The organism is Pseudomonas sp. C2B4, from assembly GCF_013359695.1.
Lineage (GTDB): Bacteria > Pseudomonadota > Gammaproteobacteria > Pseudomonadales > Pseudomonadaceae > Aquipseudomonas.
Genome location: NZ_JABFMU010000006.1, coordinates 57,742 through 69,761, shown reverse-complemented (window position 1 = coordinate 69,761; position 12,020 = coordinate 57,742). Strand labels below are relative to the sequence as shown.

Below are 12,020 nucleotides of genomic sequence, written 5' to 3'. Positions count from 1 at the left end.
GCATCGCCAGCACTTGTCATGGTTTTTCTGTCCGGACGTCTCATGCGCAGTCGCCTTCTCAATCTTTTGTCCTGTTTTTTACTTTCTGCCGCTGCCATTCAATCCGCCCAGGCGGTGGACCTGTCCACCCAACGCCAATATTACGATGAGGCCAAGCGCGCCCTGGCCAAGGGCGATACCGGCCCCTATTTCCGTTACAGCCAGGCCCTGGCCGACTATCCGCTGGAGCCGTATCTGGCGTATGACGAGCTGACCGCACGACTGAAAACCGCGAGCAACGCCGAAATCGAAAAATTCCTCGCCGAACACGGCGATCTGCCGCAAGCCAACTGGATGAAACTGCGCTGGTTGCGCTGGCTGGCCGATCGCGGGGACTGGGCAACCTTCGTCAGGTACTACGACCCCAAAATGAATTTCACTGAACTGGACTGCCTGAACGCGCAGTATCAGATCAGCCACAACCTCAAGTCCGAAGGCTACGCCAACGCCAACAAGCTCTGGCTGACCGGCAAATCCCAGCCCGAGGCCTGCGATGCACTGTTCGGCATGTGGGCCGCCGAAGGCCAGTTGACCGAACAGAAACGCTGGGAGCGCGCCAAACTCGCCGCCCAGGCACGCAACTACCCGCTGGCCAACAGCCTGGTCAATGGCCTGACCACCCTCGCCCCTCGCGGTCGCCTGTTGATCGACGTGGCGCAAAAACCGGAATTGCTCAGCCAGCCGTCGCGCTTCACCCCGGCCGACGAACCGATGTCGGATATCGTCAGCCTCGGCCTGCGCCGCTTCGCCCGCCAGGACCCGGACAAGGCCATGGCACTGCTCGATGGTTACGCGAGCAGCATGCACTTCTCCCGCGACGAAAAAGTGGCCATCGCCCGGGAAATCGGCCTGACGCTCGCGCGCCGCTTCGACAGCCGCGCGCTGGATGTGATGACCAAGTACGACCCTGAATTGCGCGACAACACCGTGTCCGAATGGCGCCTGCGCCTGCTGCTGCGCCTGGCTCGCTGGGACGATGCCTACCAGTTGACCCGTCGCCTGCCCCAGGACCTGGCCACCACCAACCGTTGGCGCTACTGGCAGGCCCGCAGCCTGGAACTGGCACAACCGCAGAATCCGGAAGCGCAAAACCTCTATAAAAATCTTGCTCGCGAGCGTGATTTCTATGGGTTCCTCGCCGCCGACCGTTCACAGTCGCCCTATTCGCTGATCAACAAACCGCTGGTACTGAGCCAGGCGACCATCAACAAGGTGCGCAACACCCCGGGTATACGTCGCGCCCTGGAATTCCATGCCCGCGGACAGATCGTCGATGGTCGTCGCGAGTGGTACCACGTCAGCCGGCACTTCAGCCGTGACGAAATGGTCGCCCAGGCAAAACTGGCCTACGACCTGAAATGGTATTTCCCGGCTATCCGCACCATCAGCCAGGCACAGTATTGGGACGATCTGGATATCCGCTTCCCGATGGCTCACCGCAATACACTGGTGCGTGAAGCCAAGAACCGCGGCCTGCATTCGAGCTGGGTGTTCGCCATTACCCGCCAGGAAAGCGCCTTCATGGACGACGCCCGCTCCAGCGTCGGTGCCAGCGGCCTGATGCAACTGATGCCCGCCACCGCCAAGGAAACCTCACGCAAGTTCAGCATTCCTTATGCTTCGCCGCAGCAATTGTTCGAACCGGACAAGAACATCCAGCTCGGCGCCGCGTACCTGAGCCAGGTGCATAGCCAGTTCAACGGCAACCGTGTCCTCGCCTCCGCCGCCTACAATGCTGGCCCCGGTCGCGTGCGCCAGTGGCTGCGCGGTGCGGACCACTTGAGCTTCGACGTGTGGGTGGAAAGCATTCCGTTCGACGAAACCCGCCAGTATGTACAAAACGTGCTGTCGTATTCGGTGATCTACGGCCAGAAGCTCAACTCACCGCAACCGCTGGTGGATTGGCATGAACGGTATTTTGATGATCAGTAAGCAGCGTTAATTGACACAAAAAATGCCCGCATCGATAAATGCGGGCATTTTTTTGCGTGCGATTCAGTCGGTCAGTTCATCGAGAACGGTGTTGTGCCCATCACTGAACTGCAACGCCGCCAACCGCGCATACAGCGCATTGCTGGCAATCAGTTCCTGGTGCGTACCCACCGCCACCAGTTTGCCTTGATCCATCACCGCGATGCGGTCGGCGTTTTTGACCGTCGCAAGGCGATGGGCGATGACCAGGGTGGTGCGGTTTTTCATCAGGCTCGGCAGGGCCTGCTGGATCAGGTGTTCGCTCTGGGCATCGAGGGCACTGGTGGCTTCGTCGAGCAGCAGGATGGGCGCATCCACCAGCAGCGCCCGGGCGATGGCCAGGCGCTGGCGTTGGCCGCCGGACAAACCGAGGCCGCCATCGCCCAAATGAGTCTGGTAACCACTGGGCATGGCTTCGATAAAATCGTGGGCATAGGCAATCTTTGCCGCCTCCTGAACCTCGGCCAGCGTTGCCGTCGGGTTGCCATAGCGGATGTTGTCTTCGATGCTGCCGAAAAACAGCGCGGGGGTTTGCGAGACCAGGGCGAAGCAGCGGCGCAGGTCCAATGGATCAAGTCTTGTCAGCGGCACGCCATCCAGCAGGATGCGGCCTTCGGCTGGGTCGTAGAAGCGCAGCAACAGGTCATACACCGTCGACTTGCCAGCACCGGACGGACCGACCAACGCCAGGGTTTCGCCAGCCCTGACCGTCAGGCTCAAGCCATCGACCGCATAACTTTCCGGACGTGACGGGTAGGAAAAACGCACGTTCTGCAACAGCAGGTCGCCCTTCACCCGAGGGGGCAAGGTCACCACATCTTTGCTCGGCGGCAGGATGATGTTTTCCGAACGCAGCAGTTCGGCGATCCGCTCCGCCGCGCCTGCCGCGCGCTGCAGTTCACCAATCACTTCGCTCAAGGTGCCGAACGCACTGCCGACGATCAGGCTATAGAAGACAAACGCCGCGAGCTCGCCCGCGGAAATCCGCCCGGCAATCACATCCATGCCGCCCACCCAGAGCATGACGCCCACGGCGCCCAGCACCAGTACGATCACCAGGGTAATCAGCCAGGCCCGCTGAAAAATGCGCTTGCGCGCGGTATCGAACGCCTCTTCCACGGTCACGGCGAAACGTCGCTCGTCCTGGCCCTGATGGTTATAGGCCTGCACGGTCTTGATCTGGCCAAGGGTTTCGGAGACATAACTGCCAATATCGGCGATCCGGTCCTGGCTCAGGCGCGACAGATTGCGCACCCGGCGACCGAAGATCAGGATCGGCGCGATCACCAGTGGCAAGGCGACCACTACGATGCTGGTGAGTTTGGGGTTGGTGATAAACAGCAGCACGATCCCGCCGATCACCATCAGCAGATTGCGCAGGAACATCGACAGCGAAGAACCGATCACCGATTGCAGGAGCGTGGTATCAGCAGTCAGCCGTGACTGGATCTCGGAGCTTCGGTTGTTTTCGTAGAAACCCGGATGCAGATAAATCAGATGGTTGAATACCTGGCGGCGGATGTCCGCAACACAGCGCTCACCGATCCATGACACCAGGTAAAACCGCGCGAAAGTGCCAACCGCCAAACCGATGACCAGCAGCATGAACAGGCCGATGGACTGGTTGAGCAGGTGCGGCGACTGCGTCATGAACCCCTGATCCACCAACAAGCGGATGCCTTGCCCCATGGACAAGGTAATGCCCGCCGTGACGACTAGCGCGAGCAAGGCACCGAACGCGTGCCAGCGATACGGCGCAATGAAACGGCTGGCCAGGCGAATCGCACGGCGGTGTCGAACAGAGAGCATTGGCATCATCCAGAGCGGAGCAATTGACAGGTTCACCCTACACCGCTCAATGGGGTGGAACTTGGTAAATCACAATGAGTCAGGTTAATTATGACCGCCAACGCTAGGGCATAGACGCTATTGGTCTAAAGTCCGGGTGGCAACGTCGCGGCATTTCTGGTGGACTGGTGTTGCCGCCATGAAACGGTCGCACGGAGATGTCACAGCCCGGTCACCTGGCGGTTCTACAGTAAGCACACAACCTGATGAGGAGACAGGCCATGTCCTTGCAAAACAGCAGCGATGTCACCGTTCCAGTGATCCGCCCGAAGCGAGATGAGTCTCTGGGTTGCTCGATTGTCGATGAAAAGGGCCGCGAAGTACCGATCACTGAAGACATGATCCAGGAAGCTTGCCGCGACCTGGAGAAACGATTGGTCAAGCCTGCCGAACAAAAGTGATATAGCCACCGTCTTCTTGACCCGGCCCTGATGGCCGGGTTTTTTATGGGTGTTTATCCGGAAACAGCGGTGCGGTCATTCGCGAGCAGGCTCGCTCCCACAGGAGCGCCACAGCCCTAATGTGGGAGCGAGCCTGCTCGCGAAGGGGCCAACTCAGTTACTAGACAGACGAAGCCCCCAACGCCGCCACTATCTGCCGTAATGCCGGCGCATCCCCATCAATCCGCACCTGCAACCCATCGATCTCGCGCCGCGACGGATAGTTCTTGCGCAACGCATCGAACGCCGCCCGCTGCTCACTCACACTGCCTACCAGGCTGCGACGGAAATCCGCATCGTCACGGCGCGGGTCGTACACGCCACGGCACAACATTGCCAGCGCCCAGGCCGGATCGCTTTCAGCCTGCAAGGTCACTTGCGACAACCAGGGCGACGGCAGCACATCGCTCAAACCGACCCGGGCCGGCTGGCCGACGAAATCGCAATACGCCTGATAGATCTGCGCTGTGCCACGCAGCTTGCCATCCAGGCTGTACCCGGCAATGTGCGGCGTCGCCAGCACACAGAGTTCGGCCAGCGCCACATCGACTTCCGGCTCGCCCTCCCAGACGTCCAGCACTGCTTGCAAATCTTCACGCTCGAGCAATACATCGCGCAATGCAGCGTTATTGACCACCGGACCGCGACTGGCGTTGATCAGCCAGGTGCCGTGCTTGAGTTTCTTCAGGCGTTTTTCATCGAACAGATGCCAGGTCGGCTGATTGCCGCGCTTGTTCAACGGCGTGTGCAGGCTGATCACGTCGCACTGTTCGATGATCTCTTCCAGACTGACGAAATCCCCACCCTCGAAAGCGTGCCGTGGCGGATCGCAGACCAATACCTTCCAGCCCAGCCCCTGCAGGACCTTGACCAGTCGCCCGCCGACCTCACCGGCTCCCACGACGCCGTAAGTACGCTGGGTCAGGTCGACGCCTTCGATTTCGGCCAGGGTCAGCAGACTGCCGAGCACATAGTCGACCACGCCCCGGGCATTGCAGCCCGGTGCGCTGGACCAGGTGATGCCGGCCTGCTGAAAGTAATCCAGGTCCAGGTGATCAGTGCCGATGGTGCAGGTGCCGACAAACTTCACCTTGCTGCCTTCAAGCAGCGCGCGGTTGACGTTGGTCACCGATCGCACCAGCAGCACATCGGCCTGTTCGACGGCGGCTCGGTCGATGGAACGCCCCGGTACCCGGCGGATTTCACCGAAACTTTCGAAGAAGGCATCGAGCAGAGGGATATTTTCGTCGGCAACAATCAGCATGGCAGGCTCCTTTGGCGGGTTGGCAGTGTAGGCGGAGATGCCGTTGATGGGCCAGCAAGCTTTGCTCACCTCGAAGATGAATAACCCGATCAATTTGTGGGAGCGGCGGTGCGACGATTCGACTTGCTCGCTCCCACAGGATCTCGTCCACCATCGGCACCGATTACAAATCCCCAACACAGTCTTTTCCTGACCGATACGTCAACGCGTAGAATGCGCGGTCCTGCGCATCAAAACCTCTGGACGCTACGCTTGTGAATTCCGTAACTGACACTACCGCCGCCCCACGCACGACCCCGGTTCGCCAAGAACTCAAGGGCCTGCTCGGGCTGGCGCTGCCAATCATGATCGCGCAACTGGCCACCACGGCCATGGGCTTCGTCGATGCCGTCATGGCTGGCCGTGTCAGCCCACGGGACCTGGCCTCGGTGGCCCTGGGCAACTCGATCTGGATTCCGGTTTACCTGTTGATGTCCGGCGTTTTGCTGGCCACCACACCCAAGGTTGCCCAGCGCTTCGGCGCTGCACAGCTTGATGAAATCGGTCCCCTGGTGCGCCAGGCCTTGTGGCTGGCGTTGTGTGTCGGGCTGATCGGCAGCGGCTTGCTGCTCAGCGCCGAGCCGATCCTGCATTGGATGAAAGTCGACCCACAGTTGATCGAACCGAGCATGGGCTACCTGCACGGCATCGCCTTCGGTTTGCCCGGCATTGCTTTCTATTACGTACTGCGCTGCTACAGCGACGGCATGGGCCGCACCCGGCCGAGCATGGTCATCGGCCTGTGCGGACTGCTGCTGAACATCCCGCTGAACTATGCGCTGATCTATGGCCATTTCGGCATGCCAGCCCTGGGCGGCGTCGGTTGTGGCTGGGCCAGCGGTATCGTGATGTGGTTCATGGCATTGAGCATGGCCGGCTGGACCTGCTGGGCGCCCTTCTATGCCCGCACCCGTGTGCTGGCTCGTTTTGACCGCCCGCAATGGACGGTGATCAAGCGCCTGGTGGGCATCGGCCTGCCGATCGGTATCGCGGTGTTCGCCGAATCCAGCATCTTCGCGGTGATCGCACTGTTGATTGGCAGCCTCGGCTCTACCGTAGTGGCCGGGCACCAGATAGCCCTGAACATCAGCTCGCTGCTGTTCATGATTCCTTATTCCCTGGGGATGGCGGTGACGGTCAGGGTCGGTCAGGCGCTGGGCGCGGGCAACCCCTATCAGGCGCGCTTTGCGGCAAAGGTCGGACTGGGTGCGGCACTGGTGTTTGCTGCGTTCTCGGCCAGCCTGATCATGTTGCTGCGCGAACCTATCGCTTCGATCTACACGCCCGACAAGACGGTGATCCAGATTGCGTCGATGTTGATCGTCTATGCCGCGCTGTATCAGTTCTCCGATGCCATCCAGGTGATTTGCGCCGGCGCGCTGCGCGGCTATCAGGACACTCGGGTGACGATGATCCTGACGCTGTTCGCCTACTGGGGCATCGGTCTGCCGGTGGGTTATGTGCTGGGGCTGACCGATTGGTTCGGCCCGGCCAGCGGCCCGAGCGGGCTGTGGGAAGGCCTGATCGCAGGCCTGAGCTGCGCGGCGCTGATGCTGTCGATCCGCCTGACGCGCAGTGCACGCAAACGGATACGCATCAGCCGTTCGGTCGGTTGAGACTCAATTACCAGGCAAAAAACTGTGGGAGCGAGCCTGCTCGCGAAGTGGCCATGTCAGACACCATCACTGTTGATTGACAGACCGCATTCGCGAGCAGGCTCGCTCCCACCTGTTTTGAATTGTCGTTAACCGGACTTCTTGCGAATCCAGTACAGGTAGGTGCCGGCATCTTCGTGCTGCGCCACCAGTTCGTGGTCGAGAAACACACAGAACTTGGGGATGTCGCGGCGGGTCGACGGGTCGGTGGCGATGACCTTGAGCAGGCCGCCAGGCACCAGGTCACGGATGTGCTGGTGCAGCATCATCACGGGCTCCGGGCAATTGAGGCCGGTTGCGTCGAGGGTGCCGTCAACCGGCGTATCAGTCATTTCGCTCATGATTCACTCCTGAAACTTGCCAGCATTGTCGCGCATTGCCGGGTGTTCGGTCATCTGTGACATTACGCCGCCCCCTGTGGGAGCGGGCTTGCCCGCGATGGCGGACTGTCAGGCACATCTATGTTGAATGTGCCGCCTTCATCGCGGGCAAGCCCGCTCCCACAGGTTATGTGTACTCAGCGGGACTTGGGCTTCTTTACGTCCAATCGACGCAAATGGCAGGTCACTTCTTCCCGGTCGTGGTACAGCTGCTTGCAACCGATCTCCACGCGAATGCCCCGCGCCTTGAAGCCGTCGGCGATACGCTCCAACAGGCGTTTGACTTCGGCGTAACGCTGTTTCATCGGCAACTTGAGGTTGACCACCGCTTCGCGGCAATGCCCTTCGCCAATCCACTCTTCCAGCATCGCGGCATTGCGCGCCGGTTTCTCGACGATGTCGCAGACCATCCAGTCCACCGGCTGCTTGGGCTTGAAGGTGAAGCCGTCGGCCATCAGGTGTTGAACCAGACCGGTGTCCATCAGGCTTTCGGCCATCGGACCGTTGTCGATGGCGGTCACCAGCATGCCGCGATTGACCAGTTGCCAGGTCCAGCCACCGGGCGCTGCACCGAGGTCGACGCCGGTCATGTCGCTGTGCAGGCGCTCGTCCCACTGCTCGCGCGGGATGAAATGGTGCCAGGCCTCTTCCAGCTTCAGGGTCGAGCGGCTGGGCGCCTCGCGGGGAAATTTCAGACGCGGAATGCCCATCGGCCACATGGCCGAGTTGTTCGATTCCGCCAGCCCGACGAACACTTCGCGACCGCTCTTGAAGGTCAGCAGCAAACGCGGCTTGCTGGCGTCGTCCACCAGTTTGCCAGCACCGGCCAAGGCCTTGCGCAGCGGGCCTTCGAATTTCTTGCAGAAGTTCGAAAGCTCTTTGCCATCATTGGTGTCGACCACTTCCAGCCACAGGCTGCCGCAGGTCGGGAAATCCGCCAGGTGCGCGAGGATCACGCTGATGCGATCGGTTTCCGGCAGATCGATGAAGATGCCCCGAGCCCATTGGCGCGGGAAAATCAACTGATCGAAGCGCTGGCCGCGCATCAGACGTTCGGCGCCGTCTTCTTCAGTGCAGACAAACTCGGCGCAGGCGCTGGCGGTCTTGGCCTTGGCATAACCGGCCACGTTCAGCCGTGCGGCGAGGTCGGAAATCTCGGAACAGACTTCGCCTTCGAAGCCTGGCCGGCAATGCATAAAGAGGGTGTTCATTCTTACTCCTGGGCAGATGGCGAGAAATTCGCCACTGCGCGATGCCCAGACTTGCGCTGGAGCAAAGCCTGTCACGAAAACCGGCGCATGATAGCTGACTTCGGAACCTCGGACTTACCCATAGAGTCCAGTTATTAGCCAGCTACCTAAAACAGGGCTAGTTTTAATGCTCTGCCCGTTCGCCCAGTCCGTAGCCGTGCGGACTTAAAGGAGTGATCGTAATGCCGTCTCTCGATAGCTTGAACACCCTTAAAACCCTGCAAGTCGCCGACAAGACCTACCACTACTTCAGCCTGCCGGATGCCGCCAAAAGTCTGGGCGATCTCGACAAGTTGCCGATGTCGTTGAAAGTGCTGCTGGAAAACCTGCTGCGCTGGGAAGACGCAAAAACCGTCACCGGCGCCGATCTCAAGGCGATTGCCGCCTGGCTCAAGGAACGCCGCTCCGATCGCGAAATCCAGTACCGCCCGGCGCGGGTGCTGATGCAGGACTTCACCGGCGTGCCGGCCGTGGTCGACCTGGCCGCCATGCGTGCAGCGATGGCCAAGGCCGGCGGCAACCCGCAGCGGATCAATCCGCTGTCGCCGGTGGATCTGGTGATCGATCACTCGGTCATGGTCGACAAGTTCGCCACCAGCAGCGCCTTCGAACAGAACGTCGACATCGAAATGCAGCGCAATGGCGAGCGCTACGCGTTCCTGCGTTGGGGCCAGAATGCCTTCGATAATTTCAGCGTGGTGCCGCCGGGCACCGGGATCTGTCACCAGGTGAACCTCGAATACCTGGGACGGACGGTCTGGACCAAGGACGAGGACGGCCGCACCTACGCCTTCCCGGACACCTTGGTCGGCACCGACTCCCACACCACCATGATCAATGGCCTCGGCGTCCTCGGCTGGGGGGTCGGCGGCATCGAAGCGGAAGCGGCAATGCTCGGCCAACCGGTGTCGATGCTGATCCCGGAAGTGATCGGCTTCAAGCTCACCGGCAAATTAAAGGAAGGCATCACCGCCACCGACCTGGTGCTCACCGTCACCCAGATGCTGCGCAAGAAAGGCGTGGTCGGCAAATTCGTCGAGTTCTATGGCGACGGCCTCGCCGATCTGCCGCTCGCGGACCGTGCGACCATCGCCAACATGGCCCCGGAATACGGCGCCACCTGCGGCTTCTTCCCGGTGGACGACGTGACCCTGGACTACTTACGCCTGTCGGGTCGCCCCCTCGACACCGTGAAACTGGTCGAGGCCTACAGCAAGGCGCAAGGCCTGTGGCGCCTGCCGGGCAAGGAACCGGTGTTCACCGACAGCCTGGCGCTGGACATGGCCAGCGTCGAAGCCAGCCTCGCCGGGCCGAAACGCCCGCAGGACCGGGTGTCGCTGTCGGATGTCGCGCAAGCGTTCAGCGACTTCATCGGCCTGCAAGTCAAGCCCACCAGCAAGGAAGAAGGTCGTCTGGAAAGCGAGGGCGGCGGCGGTGTTGCGGTGGGAAACGCCGATCTGGCCGGTGAAGTGGACTACGAGTTCGAAGGGCAAACGGTTCGCCTGAAAAACGGCGCGGTGGTGATTGCCGCGATCACGTCCTGCACCAACACGTCCAACCCGAGCGTGATGATGGCCGCCGGCCTGGTGGCGAAGAAAGCCGTGGAAAAAGGCTTGCGCCGCAAACCCTGGGTGAAAAGCTCGCTGGCCCCCGGCTCGAAAGTGGTCACCGACTACTATAAGGCGGCTGGGCTGACGCAGTACCTCGATGAACTTGGATTTGCCCTGGTCGGTTATGGCTGCACCACTTGCATCGGCAACTCCGGGCCGTTGCCGGAGCCGATCGAGAAAGCCATCCAGAAAGCCGATCTGACCGTGGCGTCCGTGCTGTCGGGCAACCGCAACTTCGAGGGCCGGGTCCATCCGCTGGTGAAAACCAACTGGCTGGCTTCGCCGCCGCTGGTGGTGGCTTATGCCCTGGCCGGCACCGTGCGCATCGACCTCAGCCGCGAGCCTTTGGGGGAAGACCAGAATGGAAAACTGGTTTACCTGCGGGACATCTGGCCGAGCAGCCGGGAAATCGCCGACGCCGTGGAACAGGTCAATACCGCGATGTTCCACAAGGAGTACGCCGAAGTGTTTGCCGGTGACGAGCAGTGGCAGGCCATCGCAGTGCCGCAAGCGGCCACCTATGTCTGGCAGGCCGATTCGACCTACATCCAGCATCCACCGTTCTTCGATGACATTGGCGGGCCGCCGCCGGTGGTCAAGGATGTGAACGGTGCCCGCATTCTTGCACTGCTTGGCGATTCGGTGACCACCGACCACATCTCCCCCGCCGGCAACATCAAGGCCGACAGCCCGGCGGGCCGCTACTTGCGCGAGAAAGGCGTGGAACCCCGGGACTTCAACTCTTACGGCTCGCGACGCGGCAACCACGAAGTGATGATGCGCGGCACCTTCGCCAACATCCGCATTCGCAACGAAATGCTCGGCGGCGAAGAAGGCGGCAATACCCTCTACATTCCGACCGGGGAGAAGTTGGCGATCTACGACGCGGCCATGCGTTACCAAGCCGCGGGCACACCGCTGGTGGTCATCGCCGGACAGGAATACGGCACCGGATCGAGCCGCGACTGGGCGGCCAAGGGCACCAATCTGCTGGGCGTCAAAGCGGTCATTGCCGAAAGTTTCGAACGGATTCACCGCTCCAACCTGGTGGGCATGGGCGTGCTGCCGCTGCAGTTCAAACTCGATCAGAATCGCAAAAGCCTGAATCTGAAAGGCACTGAAACCCTGGAGATCCTCGGTTTGAGTGGTGTCGAACTGACGCCACGGATGAATCTTACGTTGATCATCACCCGCGAAAACGGCACTCGGGAGAAAGTCGAAGTGCTATGCCGGATCGACACGCTCAATGAGGTGGAGTACTTCAAATCGGGAGGGATTTTGCATTACGTGTTGCGGCAGTTGATTGCTTCGTAATTTGACGCTGACAACGACACCGCCTTCGGGCGGTGTTTTTGTTTGTGGCATTCACCTTCTACAATCGATCGCCTCATGCTCACAGCATCATGCAAGGCCCCATGCCCCATTGTGGGAGCGAGCCTGCTCGCGAAGAGGCCAGCACATTCAACATTCTTGTCGCCTGACACACCGCCTTCGTCGGAGCGCCGCCCGGAGTCGGACCGCTCC

Annotated in this window: 8 protein-coding genes; 4 read left to right on the top strand and 4 right to left on the bottom strand. The window is 60.9% G+C overall.

The features are described 5' to 3' along the window. Positions 1-42 precede the first annotated feature (42 nt). Positions 43-1,971: a transglycosylase SLT domain-containing protein gene (locus tag HNQ83_RS06925; RefSeq protein WP_175388266.1), complete on the top strand. Its 1,929-nt coding sequence runs from the start codon at positions 43-45 to the stop codon at positions 1,969-1,971. Between the two features lie 63 nt (positions 1,972-2,034). On the opposite strand, the gene HNQ83_RS06920 is transcribed toward HNQ83_RS06925, so the two are convergent. Further along, entirely contained in the window at positions 2,035-3,828 is a 1,794-nt protein-coding gene (locus tag HNQ83_RS06920) for an ABC transporter transmembrane domain-containing protein (RefSeq protein WP_175388366.1), read from the bottom strand. A 251-nt stretch (positions 3,829-4,079) separates the two neighbouring features. Between HNQ83_RS06920 and HNQ83_RS06915 the strand changes: the two genes are divergently transcribed. Continuing rightward, complete coding sequence (locus HNQ83_RS06915) at positions 4,080-4,259, top strand: PA1571 family protein (RefSeq protein ID WP_137808440.1); 180 nt, start codon at positions 4,080-4,082, stop codon at positions 4,257-4,259. A gap of 160 nt (positions 4,260-4,419) precedes the next feature. Here HNQ83_RS06915 and pdxB read toward each other — a convergent pair whose 3' ends face one another. Then, positions 4,420-5,562 (bottom strand): 4-phosphoerythronate dehydrogenase PdxB, encoded by a 1,143-nt coding sequence (gene pdxB, locus HNQ83_RS06910; RefSeq protein WP_175388265.1) that lies wholly within the window; start codon positions 5,560-5,562, stop codon positions 4,420-4,422. A gap of 254 nt (positions 5,563-5,816) precedes the next feature. Here pdxB and HNQ83_RS06905 point away from each other — a divergent pair, with 254 nt between their 5' ends. Then, positions 5,817-7,217, top strand: a complete 1,401-nt coding sequence (locus tag HNQ83_RS06905) for an MATE family efflux transporter (protein ID WP_175388264.1) — start codon at positions 5,817-5,819, stop codon at positions 7,215-7,217. 128 nt (positions 7,218-7,345) lie between these two features. On the opposite strand, the gene tusA is transcribed toward HNQ83_RS06905, so the two are convergent. After that, positions 7,346-7,597: a sulfurtransferase TusA gene (tusA, locus tag HNQ83_RS06900; protein ID WP_095197341.1), complete on the bottom strand. Its 252-nt coding sequence runs from the start codon at positions 7,595-7,597 to the stop codon at positions 7,346-7,348. Positions 7,598-7,773: 176 nt separating this feature from the next. After that, positions 7,774-8,847, bottom strand: a complete 1,074-nt coding sequence (gene rlmM / locus HNQ83_RS06895) for a 23S rRNA (cytidine(2498)-2'-O)-methyltransferase RlmM (RefSeq protein ID WP_175388263.1) — start codon at positions 8,845-8,847, stop codon at positions 7,774-7,776. 221 nt (positions 8,848-9,068) lie between these two features. On the opposite strand from rlmM, the gene acnA reads away from it, so the two are divergent. Then, on the top strand, positions 9,069-11,810 hold the full coding sequence (gene acnA, locus HNQ83_RS06890) for an aconitate hydratase AcnA (protein ID WP_175388262.1): 2,742 nt from the start codon (positions 9,069-9,071) through the stop codon (positions 11,808-11,810). Positions 11,811-12,020: the final 210 nt, after the last annotated feature.